The 18,964-nt window shown below is 32.4% G+C and carries 18 protein-coding genes; 12 read left to right on the top strand and 6 right to left on the bottom strand.

What is annotated here, in order from left to right:
- The first annotated feature begins 6 nt into the window (after positions 1 to 6).
- On the top strand, positions 7 to 2,385 hold the full coding sequence (locus DK442_RS05945) for a TonB-dependent receptor domain-containing protein (RefSeq protein ID WP_109434947.1): 2,379 nt from the start codon (positions 7 to 9) through the stop codon (positions 2,383 to 2,385).
- Here DK442_RS05945 and DK442_RS05940 read toward each other — a convergent pair.
- Positions 2,382 to 2,831, bottom strand: a complete 450-nt coding sequence (locus DK442_RS05940; RefSeq protein ID WP_109434946.1) for an Lrp/AsnC family transcriptional regulator — start codon at positions 2,829 to 2,831, stop codon at positions 2,382 to 2,384. The two genes, DK442_RS05945 and DK442_RS05940, sit on opposite strands and share 4 nt — an antisense overlap.
- A 128-nt stretch (positions 2,832 to 2,959) precedes the next feature.
- Between DK442_RS05940 and DK442_RS05935 the strand changes: the two genes are divergently transcribed.
- The 4 genes from DK442_RS05935 to DK442_RS05920 all read left to right on the top strand — a co-directional run bounded on the left by DK442_RS05935 (position 2,960) and on the right by DK442_RS05920 (position 5,841).
- A complete protein-coding gene (locus DK442_RS05935) occupies positions 2,960 to 3,595 on the top strand; it encodes a LysE family translocator (protein ID WP_109434945.1) in 636 nt (211 codons plus the stop codon).
- Positions 3,596 to 3,603: 8 nt separating this feature from the next.
- Positions 3,604 to 4,110 carry a GNAT family N-acetyltransferase gene (locus tag DK442_RS05930; protein WP_109434944.1) on the top strand — a complete coding sequence of 169 codons (507 nt, stop codon included), beginning with the start codon at positions 3,604 to 3,606 and terminating at the stop codon, positions 4,108 to 4,110.
- Positions 4,111 to 4,210: 100 nt separating this feature from the next.
- Positions 4,211 to 5,356 carry a sorbosone dehydrogenase family protein gene (locus tag DK442_RS05925; RefSeq protein ID WP_109434943.1) on the top strand — a complete coding sequence of 382 codons (1,146 nt, stop codon included), beginning with the start codon at positions 4,211 to 4,213 and terminating at the stop codon, positions 5,354 to 5,356.
- Positions 5,357 to 5,589: 233 nt separating this feature from the next.
- Entirely contained in the window at positions 5,590 to 5,841 is a 252-nt protein-coding gene (locus DK442_RS05920) for a hypothetical protein (protein WP_143917393.1), read from the top strand.
- A 45-nt stretch (positions 5,842 to 5,886) separates the two neighbouring features.
- Here the strand turns inward: DK442_RS05920 and DK442_RS05915 are convergent, their stop codons facing one another.
- The 3 genes from DK442_RS05915 to DK442_RS05905 are packed head-to-tail and all read right to left on the bottom strand — an operon-like array spanning position 5,887 to position 8,344.
- Positions 5,887 to 6,714, bottom strand: coding sequence for a DMT family transporter (locus tag DK442_RS05915; protein WP_235010912.1), 828 nt, complete (start codon positions 6,712 to 6,714; stop codon positions 5,887 to 5,889).
- Positions 6,715 to 6,734: 20 nt separating this feature from the next.
- Positions 6,735 to 8,021 (bottom strand): type II toxin-antitoxin system HipA family toxin, encoded by a 1,287-nt coding sequence (locus DK442_RS05910; protein WP_109434940.1) that lies wholly within the window; start codon positions 8,019 to 8,021, stop codon positions 6,735 to 6,737.
- Positions 8,015 to 8,344, bottom strand: a complete 330-nt coding sequence (locus DK442_RS05905; protein ID WP_109434939.1) for a helix-turn-helix transcriptional regulator — start codon at positions 8,342 to 8,344, stop codon at positions 8,015 to 8,017. The genes DK442_RS05910 and DK442_RS05905 overlap by 7 nt, the downstream gene beginning before the upstream one ends.
- Before the next feature lie 405 nt (positions 8,345 to 8,749).
- Between DK442_RS05905 and DK442_RS05900 the strand changes: the two genes are divergently transcribed.
- The 3 genes from DK442_RS05900 (at position 8,750) to DK442_RS05890 (ending at position 11,811) form a co-directional block, all read left to right on the top strand.
- Positions 8,750 to 9,004 carry a hypothetical protein gene (locus tag DK442_RS05900; protein ID WP_109434938.1) on the top strand — a complete coding sequence of 85 codons (255 nt, stop codon included), beginning with the start codon at positions 8,750 to 8,752 and terminating at the stop codon, positions 9,002 to 9,004.
- 79 nt (positions 9,005 to 9,083) lie between these two features.
- Positions 9,084 to 10,697 carry an FAD-binding protein gene (locus DK442_RS05895; protein ID WP_109434937.1) on the top strand — a complete coding sequence of 538 codons (1,614 nt, stop codon included), beginning with the start codon at positions 9,084 to 9,086 and terminating at the stop codon, positions 10,695 to 10,697.
- 148 nt (positions 10,698 to 10,845) lie between these two features.
- On the top strand, positions 10,846 to 11,811 hold the full coding sequence (locus DK442_RS05890; RefSeq protein ID WP_160114063.1) for a carboxypeptidase-like regulatory domain-containing protein: 966 nt from the start codon (positions 10,846 to 10,848) through the stop codon (positions 11,809 to 11,811).
- A 37-nt stretch (positions 11,812 to 11,848) separates the two neighbouring features.
- Here DK442_RS05890 and DK442_RS05885 read toward each other — a convergent pair whose 3' ends face one another.
- Complete coding sequence (locus tag DK442_RS05885; protein WP_255412211.1) at positions 11,849 to 13,564, bottom strand: SulP family inorganic anion transporter; 1,716 nt, start codon at positions 13,562 to 13,564, stop codon at positions 11,849 to 11,851.
- A gap of 144 nt (positions 13,565 to 13,708) precedes the next feature.
- Between DK442_RS05885 and DK442_RS05880 the strand changes: the two genes are divergently transcribed.
- From DK442_RS05880 to DK442_RS05865, 4 genes are all read left to right on the top strand, one after another.
- Positions 13,709 to 14,464: a sulfite exporter TauE/SafE family protein gene (locus tag DK442_RS05880; RefSeq protein WP_109434935.1), complete on the top strand. Its 756-nt coding sequence runs from the start codon at positions 13,709 to 13,711 to the stop codon at positions 14,462 to 14,464.
- Positions 14,465 to 14,644: 180 nt separating this feature from the next.
- Positions 14,645 to 15,442 carry an MBL fold metallo-hydrolase gene (locus DK442_RS05875; protein ID WP_109434934.1) on the top strand — a complete coding sequence of 266 codons (798 nt, stop codon included), beginning with the start codon at positions 14,645 to 14,647 and terminating at the stop codon, positions 15,440 to 15,442.
- Between the two features lie 54 nt (positions 15,443 to 15,496).
- Entirely contained in the window at positions 15,497 to 16,918 is a 1,422-nt protein-coding gene (locus DK442_RS05870) for a pitrilysin family protein (protein ID WP_109434933.1), read from the top strand.
- Positions 16,915 to 18,312, top strand: coding sequence for a pitrilysin family protein (locus tag DK442_RS05865; protein ID WP_109434932.1), 1,398 nt, complete (start codon positions 16,915 to 16,917; stop codon positions 18,310 to 18,312). Before DK442_RS05870 ends, DK442_RS05865 begins: the two co-directional genes overlap by 4 nt.
- 98 nt (positions 18,313 to 18,410) lie before the next feature.
- Here the strand turns inward: DK442_RS05865 and DK442_RS05860 are convergent, their stop codons facing one another.
- Positions 18,411 to 18,860 carry a cold-shock protein gene (locus DK442_RS05860; protein WP_109434931.1) on the bottom strand — a complete coding sequence of 150 codons (450 nt, stop codon included), beginning with the start codon at positions 18,858 to 18,860 and terminating at the stop codon, positions 18,411 to 18,413.
- Between the last annotated feature and the right edge of the window lie 104 nt (positions 18,861 to 18,964).

Below are 18,964 nucleotides of genomic sequence, written 5' to 3'. Positions count from 1 at the left end.
ACTATAATGAGACCATTCTTTATTTTATTCTTCTTTTTAATTCCAATACTAAGCTTTTCTCAATACGATATAACAGGAAAAGTAATGAATGAAAAAGAACCCATACCATTTGCTAATGTAATTTTAACTCAGGAAGATGGCAATATAGTCAATGGGGGCATTACCGATGAGGACGGTAACTTTAGTATAACAGCAAAAAAAGGAAAATATAAGCTAATCATAAGTTTTATAGGATATGTTGATATGAATCAGGATATAGAACTCCTTGATACCATTAATTTAGGAACCATAACCCTTACTGATAGTACAACCAGTTTGGACGAAGTAGTTATAAAAACTACAAAAAAGGTTATTGAACGCAAACCAGATCGTCTAATTTTTAATGTTGAAAATAGTATTGCCGCTAGTGGCGGAGATGCTATGGACGCACTAAGAGTAGCTCCTGGTATCGCATTACAAAACAATGCTATTACTATGATAGGAAGAGGTGAATCCCGAGTAATGATTGATGGTAGACTTTTGCAACTATCAGGAGAAGAATTAGTAGATTTCTTGGCTTCTATAGCTGCAGATGATATCAAGAAAATAGAAATTATTACCAATCCACCCGCGCAATATGAAGCTGCCGGAAATGGTGGACTTATTAACATTGTATATAAAAGAGGAGCTCGTAATTCATGGAAAAATAATACTTCTCTAGCTTATAATCAGAATAAGTATCAATTTACCACCCTACGCAACAACTTTTTTTATAATAAAAACCGATTGCGATTCTCATTAAGTACTAATGGAACTCTTGGAAACAGAAGAGAAGATGAAGAAATAGACGTATTATATCCAGATGGGCAATGGTTATCAGATGCAAATGTAAAAGCCCGTAGAGATAATATTTCTGGCCGTTTATCTATAGATTATGACATCACAGAAAAAACAACTATTGGAGCACAATATCTTGGAAACTATAGCACTCCAGATTATGACATATTAGCCAATACCCAAATCTTCAATGCAACTAACCAAATAGACTCTACACTCATTAATAATAGCCTTTCTGGTAGAAGTATAAATAGTCATCTTTATAATGTACACATGACTACCAAATTGGACACTTTGGATAGAAAAATATCTTTTGACCTTGACTACTTTGACTATGATAATAAATTAAAACAAAATGATTTGGTAAATAGTTTTTCTCCAAACGGTGATTTTATCGGAATCAATCTACAATCACAAAATTTGGGAAATCAACGTATAGATAATGTTAGTTTTAAAGTAGATGTAGAGCATCCTTTTTCAAATATCAATATTAATTATGGTGGTAAAATTAGCTTTATAAAAACAATAAATGATCTACAAAACCTAACAATACAATCTGCAGCTCCTTTGTTTAATCCAAATTCATCTAATGAGTTTGAATATACAGAAAAGATACAGGCAGCATATATAAACGGATCAAAAAAGATAGGTGATCATTGGGAGTTTCAGGCTGGCTTAAGATTAGAAAATACAGATACAGAAGGGTTTTCTAAAACTTTAAATCAAAAAAACACCAATCAATATTTAAAATTATTCCCTACTGCTTATATATCGTATCAAAAAAATGATAATCATACATTTTCTTTTAATTATGGAAAACGAATTAATCGTCCTAGTTTCAGAAATCTGAATCCATTTAGAATCTACATCAATAGTAATGCCTTCTCTGAAGGGAATCCGTTCTTACAACCTTCATTTACTGATAATTTTGAATTTAATCATACCTATAAAGGTAAATTAACTACAAACGCATTTCTTAATATTAGATCTGATGGTTTCGGAACCATATTTAGCGCAGATGAAGAAACCGAAGTTCAATCGATTATTAGAGAAAATTATTATACGAATTATAATTGGGGAATTGGAGAAATACATTCATTTGATACACTTTCCTGGTGGAAAAGTCAAAATCAAATATATCTATTAGGTAGTAAAACAGTTGTTGATGACAATGTAGTAGGTGTACCACAAAATGGTACTCAGTTATATTTTGCAACAAATAACACATTTTCATTAAGTAAAAACACAAAGTTACAAGCTAATTTTTGGTATAGGTCACCGAGTAAGTTTGTCTTGTTTGATATTAGTGAATCCTATAGTTTTGATTTGGCTATAAAGCACAGCATGTTTAAAGATAAGTTACAGTTATCTTTAGCATTAAATGACATTTTTGATAAAGCAAATGATGGAAAACTAACTTCTATAGTAAATAATGTAGAAACTGTTTATGCTCAAAATTACAGCACTCGTTTTGCAAGAATATCAATCTCCTATAGTTTTGGAAATTCTAAAATCAAAAACAAGCAACGCAATTTTGGAAATGATGAAGAAAGAAGAAGGAGTAACTAATTTATACCCCTTCTTATTGGTCCATTTTTTAATAGTTCATTAAGGATTAATAATGTTGTTGGATCACCATGTCTCGATAAACGATTAACGACTTCCTCTAGATGATTACTATTTTTTACATGAAATTTCATAATTAAGCAGTCTTTACCAGTGACTCTAGTACATTCTACCATTTCTGGATATTTGTTACTTAGGTCATTGGTAAAAGATTCAAAATTAACTCTATTTACACTCATCATAATAATTACAGATAAAGACCATCCTAATTTCTGAGGATCTATCTGTGTAGTATACCCTGTAATTACTTCTGTATCCTCCATCCGTTGTACGCGTTCTGCAATAGCAGAAGGAGAAAGTCCTACTACTCTTCCTATTTGAGCAAAAGACATACGTGCATTTTCTTGTAATAACTCTAAGATTTTCCAATCTAAATCATCTTTCACCATAATCAACAGTTTTTAATTATTAAAACCCTATATATCCTTGAAAAAACAAATATAGACGATTGATTCTACTTTATAATTTCTTTATTAAACTATAATTTTGATATCTTAATCTTAACAATTTAAACGCTATGTTTGGCATTCTTAATTTTGGTACTTTTATTTTAGCAGGAATACTTCTTAATCTCACTCCGGGTGCTGATACCATGTATATTTTGGGACGCAGTATATCACAAGGTAAAAAATCTGGAATAGTCTCTGTTCTTGGAATTACTTCTGGTGCTTTATTACATTGCCTTTTTGCAGCTTTGGGGCTATCTATATTATTAGCAAAATCCGCTATTGCTTTTAACGCTGTCAAATATGCTGGTGCTGCATATCTTGTATATCTTGGTATTAGATCACTAGTATCAAAATCTTCACAGGTAGCCACAATTATAGAAGAAAATAAAGTAAAGCAAAACTACTTAAAAGTGTACTTATCTGGCACTATGACTAACCTTCTAAATCCAAAAGTTGCTCTTTTCTTTTTAGCTTTTATACCTCAATTCATTGATCCAAAATATGCTACAAGTGCTTTGCCTTTTTTGATTTTGGGATTGACTTTTATCACTACTGGTACAATTTGGTGTTTATTATTAGCTCTTTTTTCTGCAAAAATGGCTTCTAAAATAAAAGGGAATAACAAAGTCAAATTATGGTTAGATAAATCCTCTGGTGTTCTTTTTATTTTCTTAGGAATTCAATTAGCTTTAAGCAAAAAATAAGAACGACAATGAATATCCAAAATTCTACTTTAGATGATATCTCAGTGATATTAAAATTGTATGGTTATGCCACTTCTTATCAAATTCGTATGGGTGCTATTCCGTGGCCAAAATTTGAAAAGGAAATGATTCAAAAAGAAATTGATACAGAACAACAATGGAAAATCATAATTGACAATCAAATTGCCTGTGTCTGGATGACTACTTTTGACGACCCTTATATCTGGGAAGAAAGAAATGAAGATCCATCAGTATATATCCACCGTATTGCTACAAACCCTGATTTTAGAGGACATCACTTTGTAAAAAGCATTATTAGCTGGGCATGTAACTATGCCAAAGAAAACAACAAATCTTTCATTCGAATGGATACAGCTGGTCATAATGATAAATTGATATCTTACTATACAAATTGTGGTTTTACATTTCTTGGAGCAAATACACTTAAAAACACAAAAGAATTAGCTGAACATTATAAAAATGCACCTATTAATCTTTTTGAAATGAAAGTATAAACTTAATTTAATAATTATACTAAAACTGCGTAGTGTATAAAATAAAATCCAAAACTATTGGTTATTAACACATAGTACTTCCTTACTTAAAAAAAATACTATGAAAACAATATTCAAATTTATTGGTATTGCACTATTTTCATCTCTATTTTTTTACTGTTCTAGTGATGATAATAGCACATCAAACCCTGATCCTGATCCAGATGGTGAAGAACCTAATGAGGCTACTACAACCTTAATAAGTACGTTAAGTATTCCTTGGGAATTAGTATGGGGTCCAGATGATTTTCTTTGGGTAACAGAACGAAATGGTAAAATAAGTAGAATACATCCTGATACTGGAGAACAACAAGAGGTATTAACTATTAGCAATGTAGCTCAAGTTCAGGAAAGTGGATTACTAGGTATGGTTCATCATCCAAATTTTGACACCAATCCATATGTTTATGTAGTATACACCTATAATGGTTCCAGCGGATTATTAGAGCGATTGGTTCGATTTACATTTGATAATAATACATTATCAAATGAGACTATATTATTAGATCAAATTCCGGCAAATTCTATTCATAACGGATCTCGTTTACTTATAACTTCAGATTTACACCTTCTTATGACTACTGGTGATGCTGGAAATACAGATCTTTCTCAGAATATGAATTCTCTTGGAGGTAAAATTTTAAGATTAAATCTGGACGGCACTATCCCTGTAGATAATCCTTTTACAGGGAGTTATGTATATAGTTATGGGCATAGAAACCCTCAAGGACTTACATTTCATCCTAATGGCGGTTTATACAGTTCTGAGCACGGCCCAAATTCTGATGATGAAATCAATCAAATTATATCAGGAAAAAATTATGGTTGGCCAGAAGTAAAAGGAGTTATTGATACTCCAAGTGAACAATCATTTGCAGCAGGGACAGAAGTAATAGAATCTATTTTTAACTGGACTCCAACAATAGCACCTTCTGATCTTATATTCTATACAAGTGATCGAATTCCTGAATGGACCAATAAGTTTTTAATGACAGTTTTAAAAGATCAAAGGATAATTGCACTCACATTAAATGGAGATGGAACCTCTATTACACAAGAGGAGATATTTTTTAACAGGGAGTTTGGGCGTTTACGAGATATAGTAGTCTCTCCAACCGGAAGAGTTTTTATTGCAACTAACGGGAACTCATATGGAGATACTAGTGCGACACATCGCATTATAGAAATTAATAGAATCGAACCTTAATTTTCTAAAATAATAACTCCTATATCAAAAAAACAATATCTGCAACTATCCAATAGGATATATTGCCTGTATTAGTATAATACAAAGACAACAGTACAAACTAAAAGCCCACTAATTAACCAATTACTCTAACTACATTTTACTGTTTTTCAAGTTTTTACCGGTAAAAACTTGCATATATTACGGTTTTTCCGTAAATTTAAATCACCCTAAATTTATAAAATTGATAGCTTATGCGCAAAATTACCATGGAGCAACAATTCAATGCTCGTCACTTAGATCTCAAATACAGAGATATTTGGGATAAAGGAATCCACCTCTTTAGTGTAAACGATAGAAATCGTGATTTTTATTATTCCATTTTTTATGTAGACTTATTATTTGTAGAAGTAATTTATAATAAAATTAATGGAGAAATTCTTACAATCAAAAGTTTTAGTGATAAAGGAAAATTAATGTTTTATCTTAGAGAAGATTTCTCTTGATGATCATCAGGAGAAATTATCTAATTTAATATAGTATTGTTATAATTACCTACGATACCAGATATTGAGTATTAATCCGGTAATCACCAATAATGTCCCAACAATACTAAATAGAGGATACGCATCACTAAACCAGAATACTCCCGCAATCATAGTAAAAATAACTTCTACATATTTAAGGGACACTACCCTATTGGTTGCTTGTGATTGGAAGGCTTTAGTCATGAATAATTGTCCAAAATATCCAAACACTCCAAGGCTAAGCAGTAATACCCATTCGAGACCTACTGGTGTTGTCCATTTAAATATAGATAGGATACCTCCTACTATAATTGAGATCCACATAAAGTAATTCACTATAACTACCGGATGATCTCCCTGACCTATTTTATTAATCAGTACATAAACTACTCCACTAAAAACTGCAGATCCTAAGATCAATAAGAATCCTAAAGAATCGATATTAGGATCAAACCCCTTTATCATTAACACTCCTATAAACGCCATCAGAAAAAATAACCACTGTAATGATTTTACTTTCTCTTTTAGAAAAAACACAGCAAGAATAGTAGCAAAAATAGGAGATAAATATCGTAACGAAACTGCTGAACCTATGGGTAGATAACTAACAGACATAAAAAACAATCCCATAGAAGTCACTCCGGCTAACCCTCTATATATCAATAATTTCTTTTGATTCCCCAAAATAGGGATCTTATGCCATAACAAGTAACTTGTTGTAAAGAACAATGATCCAAAAGCTCTAAACAGTACTAATTGCCCCCCTCCAAAATGTGCTAAATACTTTATAAATAGATTCATTACTGTAAAACATACAGCACTAAGTAACATGAAGTATATAGCTTTTTTCATCGAGGCGTCAAATATACACACTATAGCCTTAATCGAAATACCTTCTTTAATTTATCTGCTTGAGATTGCGGAATCCCTGATTTTTTTGCATAAAAATCCCAATTTGATAATACTTCAATCACTCTTTGTATGGTATCTTTATGATTCTTATAACTAATCTTATCCCCCACTGACGTTAAATCTTTCATTGTAAAATCATCTCGCTTACCATTTGCTGACATCTGATGCATACTGGTCCATATCCCCATAGGATTATAAGAATATGTTATATCATATGCAGGAGAAAGCCTCCATTCCCCTTGTTTATTCATCAAGAAAGAAATATTCTTAGTATGATCATCCTGATTACGAGAAATAATATTGAATACCATTCTTTTATATAGTTGAATGGCGTCGGTATGAGGTAATCGCAATTGACGCATCACCTCAAAAGCATTTTCATAAGAATAGGTTCCGGGAGACTTATAATCAAAATGTGCTATTGAGCATAATGTCTGCATATGCACTTTTTCATTATGATCAAGACGATCAAAACGTTTCGTCATAAAATGAGCTCTATCATGCTCTTCAAAGAGCAAGGAATGCTCCATATCGATTCCACAATCGATCGCCATAAGATAATATGCATACTCAATTCTACCATATCCCTGAGGATCCCCAAGAGAAGCATCATTTACTCCATCAAATTTGAAGATATAATGATCAAATCTATCAGGAGCTTTTGCTTGTCCAGAACGTATTTCATTTGTTTTTGGATTATAGGCAATTATGGCTTTTGCTCTTTGCCCTCCTGCAGAAGTCCCAACTTTGATTAACTCATTAAGATGTTCGGTTTCAGAAAGGTTAAGTGTTAATTTTTCTCTTGTATTTAGCACCTTTTCGGCTAATTCTGTAAGTTTATCAACTTCTAGTGTTGTTGTTTGCGCCTGACCAATACTTTTTGCTGGCTGAAATTCTAAAGCTCCCATTCCTCTTTTACCAATGTAACACAGTCGATCTAACGGTGTAAATTCTGATTTAGGAATATTATTAAGTATTAACCATTGATCAATTAAGCGGTTTCCAAAGTCATCTGGTAATACATCTGATAACATTCCTGGTAATCCTTTATACGTTTCCTGATTTAAATTAGGAAAACTATATATTTTCTTAGCAGAAGATCGTATCGGCATATGTATTGGTGATACATCCAGGTTTTTATTTAAAAATGAAGAAAAGAATTCGAAAGAAGCAAAATTCTTAGTACTATCCCAACTTAATGCTCCTAATTCTTCCCCCCAAAGTGTAATTTTAATAACATCTACCATGATGGATCTTCATTTTGATTTTTAGAACTACGTGATGCTCGCTCCCGCTCTTTGCCTTTAAGTTTTAATAATGCTATTGGACTGATTCCTGGATCTGGGAACAATGTATGTAATGCATCCAAATCACCAAACGCTCTTAATATTTGTATAAAGGTTAACAAAGTAGTCGTTTTACCTGATTCAAAATTTTTAATCGTTTGCACATGTACTCCTGCTCTTTTTGAAAGCTCTTCTTGAGTAATATTAAGATTAAGTCTTCTCTGTTTTACCCTTTGGGTTAACTGAGTTAAAATTTGTTCGTCTGAAAGATTATTTATATCCATAGCCTAACTTTAAATTAAAGTACATAAAAATATACCTTAAATACTTTTTTATATTTATTATGTATAACTTAATATACTTTTAAGACAACATATACACAAATATACATAAAGTATACTATTATATACCTAGATATTTATAACATATTTTAAAGTATACAAAAATATACTTTAAAATATGTTATAAATATTCTTTTGAAATCCAAAAACAAAACACACTATTATTAATCAAAAAAACAGGTAAATCCCCCTATTATATTGTTTAAAATATCGTTAATTTTAATATTTTATCGGTATACCCCACTATATCGTCTGATTGCCTAAATACTAAAAGGCATGATAAAACATTCTATTCAATTACAAAGCACTTGCATTATGCTAGCAATAATGCTTTGCTGCTCAAGTTGCATGACAACAAAAGTCGTAAGTATCTACGATAACGACTCTGTAGTAAAAAACACCAAAACAACATGGAGTTTTGCCTGGGGACTAGTATCTCCCAAAGATATTGACGCCGATTGCGAAACTAAACGAATGAGCTCAGCTACTAACTCCACTAACATAGGACACATCTTATTATCCGCCATCACATTAGGCATTGTAGTACCACAAACTATAGAATGGGAATGCGCTCCGCCAGATCCAGGTATTGAGGAGTTATAACACTCAACACCCTACTTTACCTAATTGCACTTAGGTAAAAAGCATCAAACACACATAAAAATATAAAAAAAACAGTATCATGGTACTACCAAAAGGCATTGAAATACTTCCTATTCAGAAATGGGAAAATAAACATCAAAACTTCACGCAAAAACTCACTCCAAATGCTTCTTTTAAGGTTCGTAACGATAACGCCCTTGCAAAAGGAACTGATAGATATATCGCTACCACTAAAAACTTACAATGGTTGATTGGACATGCATCCGACAACAATACACGATTAAGAGCAATGGGGAGTGGATGGTCATTTTCTAAAGTTGCCGTATCAGAAGGGGGCATTTTAGACACTAAATCATTACGCCTCAATTTTTCTGTCAGCAAACCTAATATTTCTAACACATATTTAAATAAAGGAGGATCAGCGGATAACTTATTCTTTGCACAATGCGGGGTATCCATGCTTCAACTTAACTCAAAATTAGAAAAAGAAAAACGACCAAATCGATCTATAAAAGCATCCGGTGCCAGTAATGGACAAACTGTAGCTGGAGCTCTATCCACAGGAACACACGGAGCCGCTTTTAATGTTGGATCAATTCAGGATTTTGTAACAGGAATACACCTAATTGTAAGTAAAGACAGACATGTGTGGTTAGAACGCGATTCTAATCCTGTTGTATCAGATAAATTTATAAATTGGTTAGGAGCAGAACTGATTAGAGATGACACTATGTTTAACGCCGCACTAGTAAGTTTTGGTAGTTTCGGAATTATACATGGCATTATGATAGAAACAGAACCTAAGTTCTTGTTAGAAGAACATCGAATAGAAGGAATAGCATATGATAACAATTTAAAAAACACGATGAAAACATTAGACTTTTCATCAATAAACAACACCCTCCCCTTTCCACAATTCTCCCCAGACCGAGAATTGTATCATTTTGAAGTAATTATCAATCCTTATGATTTTGAACCTAATAACACAGAAAAAGGAGTGTTCTTAAAAGCATCATACAAACGTAGCTATAGAGAGAATTACATTAGAAGAACTACTGATGACAAAGGACTTACCTATGGTGATGATTTATTAGGTCTTATACAAACAGTAATGGACAGTCTTGGGGGATTATCAGTTTTATTAGTTCCCAAACTGGTAAACATATTATTTCCTTTAGCATACAAAGAAGTCCCTCCAATAGAAGGCACAATAGGAGAAACGTTTAGTAACACAAAATTTAGAGGTAAAGTAGCGAGTGCAGCTCTTGGTATTGACATTAAAGATAGTGTACGTGTTGTAGAAGAAATTCTTAACATTATTGAAAACGGAGATCCTTTTCCTGGAGGAATATCATTACGTTATGTAAAAGGAACAGAAGCTCTACTAGGCTTTACAAAGTTTACAAAAACCTGTGTACTAGAATTAGACGGAGTAGATGCTGATGTTACTCGTAAATTCTATGAAAAGGTATGGAATCGATTAGAAGCTATAAACATACCATACACATTACACTGGGGGAAAATTAATTTTAATTTAAACTTTCAACGAATTCAAAATATGTATGGCTCTGCAACAGTACAACACTGGATCGACACACGTAATGAATTATTAAGCCCAGAGGCAATGCAAGTGTTTACTAATGGCTTTATCGAGCGATGTGGTCTTGATAAAAAAATTGGAGCTATTGTTTAAATAAAAGCATTTAAGTTATTAAAAAATAAATAGTTATGTTTAAAAAAATAAACAATAAAACTTAAATCTGTATTTATACTCTTTGGCATGATAATAGCTTATTATAAATATATTTTATTATTTTAGATTTTTAATCCCCAATCACACAATGAAAAAGCTATTCCCCCTACTATTGCTTTTTTTAGCTCAAATAGTCTGCTCTCAGACCTATACTGTGCTGGATTCTGTGCAAAAGACCCCCATATCTTATGCCACAATATCTTTTGGCAATGGTAATGGTACTTTTGCAGATGCAGATGGTCGCTTTCAGTTTTCTAAAAAATGGTATTCTGATATTGACTCCTTATACATTTCTGCAGTAGGACATAAAGAAAAAACCATATCCACCACATCCTTAGATAAATACATACTCTTAGTTGAAGATATAGCCGAACTAAAAGAAGTGTATATTACTGCAGAAAAGAAAAGAAAATACAAAACAAAGAAGATTGCTTCAGAAGTACATAACGACTATTTTAAAAGTTGGCTCCCCACTGTAGAATCAGAAATTGCAGTTTTCTTTCCTAGAAATTCAGAAAAATCTACAAAAATTGCTTCTGTATACCTCCCGATTAAAACAGAGTCATCCAATAGAAATTCTAATAGTACTGGATCATTCTCTACATTATTTAAGATGCAATTCTATGAAAATGACAATGGTTTTCCCGGGAAAAGATTATCCTATGAGGATATTATATTTAAGGTTACAGATAAAGACAAATCTAATTTTGAACTGAACGTTTCAGAATATAGGGTTTTCGTACCCAAAGAGGGCTTTTTTGTATCTATACAGGTACTTGGTTATACTGATACTAAAGGAAAGCTCCAACAAACAAAAAAATATAGCGAGATCGAAACCAGAAAAGGCATTGTAAAGGTTTCTACTACTTTTAGACCATTACTCCCTTTTACTGATAAGATTAGCGGTTACAAAACTTTTACAAGAAGAATATTCTTTAAAAATAGAGCCTGGCAACGTTTTGATAAAGAATATAGCAATAATAATAATCTTATCAAAAATAACAACACTAATTATGGAATGGGTCTAAAATTACATTTATACGAAGATAATTAACTTATAAAATTTAGACTTAAAAAAACACTTTACACTTCTAATCAAGAAAAGATCTTCGCTTTTGATTAAATTGTACTGCAGCTTCATGAATATCTTCATGCTCCATTCTATTCTCAGCATAATCAACAGCGTTTGAGATTGTAAGGTAATAATAATCCTTTCCCAATTTATCGGTAAATCCTGACCTCTTTAGAAAATCTCTTACTGGACCAATCGTTCCAACCATTAATAGTTGTATATCAAGATCTTCCAAATACTGATGAATATCCTCCAAAACGTGTAAACCTGTACTATCAATATCATGCATGTTTGTATTATCCAAGATTAAAAATTTTGGATGCACATCACGATGTGACACATATTTAAAAATAGTATCCTTGAAATATCCTGAGTTCCCAAAATACAACTGATTATCAAATCTAATAATTAAATATTCCTTAGACTGAACAGCATCAGGAAATCTATTAATATTACGATAATACATAGTCCCTGGAATATTTACCAATTCTGCTATATGAGGACGAGCACTATAATATTGAAGGAAAACAAAAGACAGAAGCACTCCAATAAAAATCCCATTCTCTACCCCAAAAATTAAAGTTCCTAAAAAAGTTATAATCATTACAATAAAGTCTCGTCTCCTTAAGCTAAAAAGATATTTAGCCTCACTGTAATTGATTAACCCAAATACAGATACAAGAATAATTGCAGCAAGAGTAGATTTTGGAATATAATAGAAAAACGAAGTAAGAAACAACAATGAAAGTATAACCATTATTGCGGCAATAATAGAGGACACCGTAGTCTTCGCTCCTGCTTCATCATTAATTGCCGTTCTACTATAACTTCCCGATGAAGGAACTGCCTGAAAGAATGCTCCAATTACCTTTGCTATTCCTAAAGCCAATAACTCCTGATTAGGACGTATAATATGATCCCTATTTTTCATCTCCATAGATTTAGCAATACCAATACTTCCAACATATCCAATAAAAGTAACTGTAAGCACCGTAGGGATTAAAGTAACCATAGTATCATAATTCATCTCTGGAATACTAAAAGATGGTAAGCCACTAGGGACATCTTGAATAATCGCCAGTCCTTTTTCTTTTAGATTGAAAACATAGGTTAACAGGGTTGTAATAACAAGTACCGTAAGTGCTCCTGGAAAAGAACGCTTCCACTTCTTCAGTATTACAATTACGGTAATCGAACCAATACAGATTGCTAAAGTGATCCAATTTACATTAGAAAAATGACCTATGACATACCCAATAGTCTGATGTGTATATTTATAATCTGGAATAGTCATTCCTAAACCTTCTTCTAACTGAGAAACAATTATAATTATGGCCGCAGCAGAGATAAAACCAGAAATAACCGGCTGAGAAATAAGATTCACCAAAAACCCCATTCTCAATACACTCATAATAATCTGTAACACACCAATGAGAAAACCTGTAAACAGAACTAAGGAAATAAATTTATCTGAAAAAGGGTCAGCTAACTGACCAACTCCGCTCATGACCAAAATGGCAGTAACCGCTACAGGGCCTATACTTAATTGTCTTGACGTCCCAAAGAAAGCATATAGCAGTAATGGAACCAAACAAGCATACAGCCCATAAATAGCAGGGACACCCATTAATAATGCATATGCAATAGCTTGAGGTATCAATATTACTCCAACTGTAATACCTGCTAAGACATCTGATTTAAGAATAGCACTATTGTATTCTTTTTTTTTAAAGATTAGAAGAAACGGAATTATTTTTTGTAGTGTTTTGACTTTTTATTAAAATTTTAGTTGATACCGTAAATCTACAATAGTTTGAGAAGTTATCCCTATTTTTGAATATAAACTATCTTACATTTTCTTATATATTCATAAAAATAGATGAACGAAACTTTACTTCTTCTCCTTCTTGCTGTTATTGGATTTGTAGCTGGAGTTATTAACACCATAGCAGGAGGAGGTTCACTACTCACGCTACCTATGCTCATTTTTATGGGACTCCCTCCTGCTGTAGCCAATGGCACAAACCGTATCGGTATTTTTATTCAATGTATTACCTCAGTGGCTGGTTTTAAGAGCAAAGGAATCAAACCTACAGTTTTTGGAGTTTATCTTGGTATATCTGCTTTGATTGGATCAATCATTGGAGCACAGATAGCGGTAGATATAAAAGGAGACAGCTTCAATAAAATACTAGCTATTGTAATGGTAATAGTAGTCTTTTTTATGGTATTCAAACCTAAAGTTAATCTTAAAAACCTGGCAGAAAGAACAGAAGGTAAATACCTATGGCTACCTATTATTGTCTTTTTCTTTATAGGAATTTACGGAGGATTTATTCAAGCTGGTGTTGGAATATTTATCCTATTAGCCTTAACCTCTATCAATTATTTAAGCTTAGTTAAATCCAATGCTGTCAAAGTATTAGTTGTTTTCATTTATACAGTAGGAGCGCTTGCTATTTTTATTTATAATCAACAGATCGATTATTTATACGGTATTATCCTTGCTATTGGTAACGCTACAGGAGGTTGGATTGCAAGCAGGTGGTCAGTTAAAAAAGGAGATGGTTTAGTAAAGGTTTTCTTAGTGATCATGGTTATCGCAATGGCAATAAAATTATGGATAGATAGTTAACTCAAAAACGTAGCACATATTTAAAAGATATCTAGTTTTTATTTCCCAATATCACAACTTGTTATACTAAATCTAGTTTGAGAATCATTTTTATAATAGCAACACAACATTATAAATCTCCCATATCTCAAGCATTATTCTTATCTTTTAAATCTAAAAAAACACAAAAATCATCATCTCATGAAACTTTCCCCCTTTTATATCACGTTTATTTGTTTTCTATTTTTAAACTGTAAATCTCAAAAAAAAGAGGATATTGAAGTTACTAATGAAACTGTTACTGAAATACCTGAAGAGATTCAGAAAAAACCAATAAGCGATATTACTATTGATCCAATCATCCATGCGACAGCTATTCTTGAATGGAAAGAAAAAACAATTTATATCGATCCAACAGGAGGCGCCAAAGCTTTTAAAGGTAAAAAAACTCCAAACCTAGTACTTATTACAGATATCCATGGCGATCATATGAATATTGACACTTTAGACAGCTTGGATTTATCGAATGCAGAACTCATAGTACCTCAAGCCGTAGCAGAGAAACTTCCTGCACAATATACCGATCAATTGATAATCCTTAACAATGGAGAAACAAAAGAAATACAAGGAATTTCAATTGAAGCGATACCCATGTATAACCTACGAGAAGAAGCTTTAAAATTTCATAATAAAGGAAGAGGCAATGGATATGTAATTACCTTAGGAAAAAAACGGTTGTACTTCTCTGGAGATACTGAGGATATTCCTGAGATGAGAAATTTAAAATATATAGACATAGCCTTTATATCCATGAATTTACCATATACAATGACCGTTGAAAGTGCAGCTGATGCAGTGCTCGAATTCAAACCTAAACAAGTATATCCATATCACTATAGAGGAACTGAAGGATTAAGTGATGTAAAAAAATTCAAGGAACTAATAGCCAAAGATTCAACTATAGAAGTAGTACAATTGGATTGGTATCCAAAAATATAGAATTAAAATAAAATCAAAATTATCACACAATATTCATCTTAATCTATTCAGAAAATGAAGTTTACATTAAAAACAGTCTTTCTTTTTTGCCTATTTATAAATATCATAGGGTGTAAAAAGGAAAAAGAAGAACCTAACATCGACACAACAGAAAATACTTCAGAAGTGGTTTCTGAATTTAAAGTTCCTGTTGAGTATTACAAATTAGACAACGGTCTTAAGGTAATCCTTTCACAAGATAAAACCTCTCCAACTGCAATAGTTGCTGTGTATTATAATATAGGGTTTAGAAATGAACCAAAGGACAGAACCGGATTTGCACATCTTTTTGAACATATGATGTTTCAGGGATCAGAAAACCTTGGTAAAATGGAATTCATTCAATTGGTTCAAAAAAATGGTGGAATCTTAAACGGTTCTACCCGATTTGATTTTACTAACTATTTTGAAATTGTGCCTTCTCATAAGTTAGAAACTATGTTATGGGCTGAAGCAGATCGAATGAAAGGTTTAGCAATAACACAAGATAATCTAACCAATCAACAAGGTGTTGTGAAAAATGAAGTTAAAGTAAATGTACTTAACCAACCCTATGGAGGTTTTCCTTGGTTAGATATGCCGCAATATGCAAATACAAATTGGTATAATGCCCATAACTTTTATGGAGATTTAAAAGATTTAGATGCAGCTAATCTTGAAGATGTAGATACATTTTTTAAAACTTTTTATGCTCCTAATAATGCCGCAATATCTGTAGTTGGAGATTTTGACACCGAACAGGTAAAAAATTGGATTCAAAAATACTTTGGAAATCTTTCTGCTTCTGAATTACCAGATACACCTGATATTTCAGAACCAAGACAAGAAGAACAAAAAGAATTTACAAAAGACGATCCTTTAGCAAACAAACCTGCAATAGCATTAGCATACCATATGCCTGACCGTAATACTCCTGAATATTATGCGATGGGATTAATAGATCAAATATTGGTTCAAGGTGACAATGCATTATTAGTCCAAAAGTTAGAAAATGAAAAAGGATACACTTCTAGTGTTGCAGGAGGCATTAATTATCTTGGAAACATGTTTAACTATAAAGGCCCAATGCTTTGGATGTATAATTTCACTTACGATAATGAAACATCTCGAGATGATATATTAGTATCAATAGAAGAAGTAATGACAGAAATAAGTAAAGGGGTTTCCCAAGAAATGATCGATAGTGCTATTATAAAAATGCGTTCGAAACTATATGATGACTTAGGTGGTACTTTTGGACTAGGAAGAGCGGATTTATTATGCAGCTTTGCCTTATTTGATGACGATCCCAATAGAATAAACAGTATAGAAGAAGAATTCAAAAAGGTAACTCCAGAACTGATAACAAAAACTATCAAAGAATATTTAAGACCTACCAATCGGACCATTTTAACAGTAAATCCTCTTTTAACTAACGCTGAAAACACAAAATCATGAAAAAGACTCTCTCAATAATAACGGCAGTACTTCTAACCGTGACTATAACTTTTAGCCAAGAAAAGGAAAAGGAAAAACCACCTATTGGTAGTGCTCCGAAGAATTTTGTGCTACCAAAAAAAGAAACAATAACTTTAGAAAACGGATTAAAACTGGTAATGATTCCTTATGGTGCAATTCCAAAAGCTACCATTGCTGTAAGCATTAAGTCAGGAAATATTCACGAGAAGAAAGATCAAGTATGGTTATCAGATCTTATGGCTGACCTCCTCAAAGAAGGATCTACTTCTATGAATGCAAAGGAAATAGCTAATAAAATGGCAGAAATGGGTGGTAATTTGGATGTCTCTGTTCGACCTCATAACACAAATTTAAATACTTCTGTTTTATTCGAATTTGCACCTGATGCAATACACCTGATTGGTGATATTCTTAAAAATCCAAAATGGCCTGAGACAGAAATTGAACGATTAAAAAACGATATGAAACGTAATTTAACTGTTGCTCTATCAAGACCACAAGCGCAAGCTAATAAAGAGTTTTTTGGAAGACTATATCCTGACCACCCCTATGGACAATCATATTCAACAAATACAATAATTGATTCTTTTTCTATTGAAGACGTTAAAAACTTCTATACAGAAAACTATGGAGCACAACGCACTACGGTCTATATTGCAGGTAGGTTCGATAAAAACAAAGTAAAAGAAGCGGTTGAAAAAGCCCTTGGAGACTGGAGAAAAGGCCCTGAGTCTAATTATCCTGTAGCGCAGGCAAAAACTGATCCATCAGTACAGATAATTGACAGACCTGACGCACCCCAGTCGACTATTTACTACGGATTACCGGTTGTTGGCCCTTCAGACCCTGATTTTATATCATTAGAAGTTACAAACTCCTTATTAGGAGGATCTTTTGGTTCCAGAATAACAAGTAACATACGAGAAGATAAAGGATACACGTATTCACCCAGAAGTACAATATCAGCTAATTACAAAAGCGGAATTTGGTATGAATCGGCAGACGTAACCACTACACATACTGGGGCTTCTATACAAGAAATCAATAAAGAAATTATACGACTTCAAAAAGAAGCTCCTTCTGTAGAAGAACTTGACGGAATTAAAAACTATGAATCGGGGATTTTTGTACTTAGAAACTCCACCCCACAAGGAATCATTAATCAATTATCATTTTTAGATAGACACGATTTAGATGAGTCTTACTTAAAAGATCGAGTAAAAAACATACAAAGTGTTACTCCAGAAAAAGTTGTGGAAATGACAAAAAAGTATATTAATCCTGATAAAATGACATTAATAATAGTTGGTGATAAAAAGAAAGTACAGCAACAAGTGCAAGAGGTTATAAAACCTGAGTCATTAAAACAATAACACCTTAAAAAAAGAGACAATCAAAAAGGTCTGCTCTGGAGCAGACCTTTTTGATTTAGATATTATGAAGGTTTCAAAATCGATCAATAATAAAAAAATTATACTTTTTTAACTCTTACCGCATTCATACCCTTAGGTCCTTTCTCTAATTCAAAAGTAACCCTGTCATTTTCTTTTACTTCTTGCGTTAAACCGTTAACATGTACAAAATATCTTTCCTGAGTTTCATCCTCATTAATAAAACCATATCCTTTAGAATCATTAAAAAAAGCTACTCTTCCCTTTTTTACTGGGTCAAATTCTTCTTTTTCTCTTTTAGGAATTCCTATCTCTATATTCTCAGCTTTAATTTTTTTCTTTTTAGAAGGATCTGGCGGAGCATCAGTAGTATAGCCATACTCATCCACATAAGCAATCATACTATCCAAACCATTTCCTTTGTTAGAATTGGCTAGACGTTCTGCCTTCTTTTTTTGCTTTTCTTCGCGCTTTTTTAATTTCTTTTTTTCTTTCTCTATTTTACTAAAAGTTTGTTGTGATTTTGCCATTCGTTTTTTTATACTGTTTTACTAAATTTACATTTTAACCCTATCATTCACTATGATTTGTCATTGAAATACTAAACGAATGATTGGAAAATAACAATACTTAA

Source organism: Aquimarina sp. AU119 (genome assembly GCF_900312735.1).
Taxonomy (GTDB): Bacteria; Bacteroidota; Bacteroidia; order Flavobacteriales; family Flavobacteriaceae; genus Aquimarina; species Aquimarina algiphila.
This window is presented reverse-complemented; position numbering and strand designations above follow the sequence as displayed.

Coding starts and splice junctions, on each gene's coding strand:
- DK442_RS05945 (WP_109434947.1), top strand. CDS start 7: ATGAGACCATTCTTTATTTTATTCTTCTTTTTAATTCCAATACTAAGC.
- DK442_RS05940 (WP_109434946.1), bottom strand. CDS start 2,831: ATGGTGAAAGATGATTTAGATTGGAAAATCTTAGAGTTATTACAAGAA.
- DK442_RS05935 (WP_109434945.1), top strand. CDS start 2,960: ATGTTTGGCATTCTTAATTTTGGTACTTTTATTTTAGCAGGAATACTT.
- DK442_RS05930 (WP_109434944.1), top strand. CDS start 3,604: ATGAATATCCAAAATTCTACTTTAGATGATATCTCAGTGATATTAAAA.
- DK442_RS05925 (WP_109434943.1), top strand. CDS start 4,211: ATGAAAACAATATTCAAATTTATTGGTATTGCACTATTTTCATCTCTA.
- DK442_RS05920 (WP_143917393.1), top strand. CDS start 5,590: ATGCGCAAAATTACCATGGAGCAACAATTCAATGCTCGTCACTTAGAT.
- DK442_RS05915 (WP_235010912.1), bottom strand. CDS start 6,714: ATGAAAAAAGCTATATACTTCATGTTACTTAGTGCTGTATGTTTTACA.
- DK442_RS05910 (WP_109434940.1), bottom strand. CDS start 8,021: ATGGTAGATGTTATTAAAATTACACTTTGGGGGGAAGAATTAGGAGCA.
- DK442_RS05905 (WP_109434939.1), bottom strand. CDS start 8,344: ATGGATATAAATAATCTTTCAGACGAACAAATTTTAACTCAGTTAACC.
- DK442_RS05900 (WP_109434938.1), top strand. CDS start 8,750: ATGACAACAAAAGTCGTAAGTATCTACGATAACGACTCTGTAGTAAAA.
- DK442_RS05895 (WP_109434937.1), top strand. CDS start 9,084: ATGGTACTACCAAAAGGCATTGAAATACTTCCTATTCAGAAATGGGAA.
- DK442_RS05890 (WP_160114063.1), top strand. CDS start 10,846: ATGAAAAAGCTATTCCCCCTACTATTGCTTTTTTTAGCTCAAATAGTC.
- DK442_RS05880 (WP_109434935.1), top strand. CDS start 13,709: ATGAACGAAACTTTACTTCTTCTCCTTCTTGCTGTTATTGGATTTGTA.
- DK442_RS05875 (WP_109434934.1), top strand. CDS start 14,645: ATGAAACTTTCCCCCTTTTATATCACGTTTATTTGTTTTCTATTTTTA.
- DK442_RS05870 (WP_109434933.1), top strand. CDS start 15,497: ATGAAGTTTACATTAAAAACAGTCTTTCTTTTTTGCCTATTTATAAAT.
- DK442_RS05865 (WP_109434932.1), top strand. CDS start 16,915: ATGAAAAAGACTCTCTCAATAATAACGGCAGTACTTCTAACCGTGACT.
- DK442_RS05860 (WP_109434931.1), bottom strand. CDS start 18,860: ATGGCAAAATCACAACAAACTTTTAGTAAAATAGAGAAAGAAAAAAAG.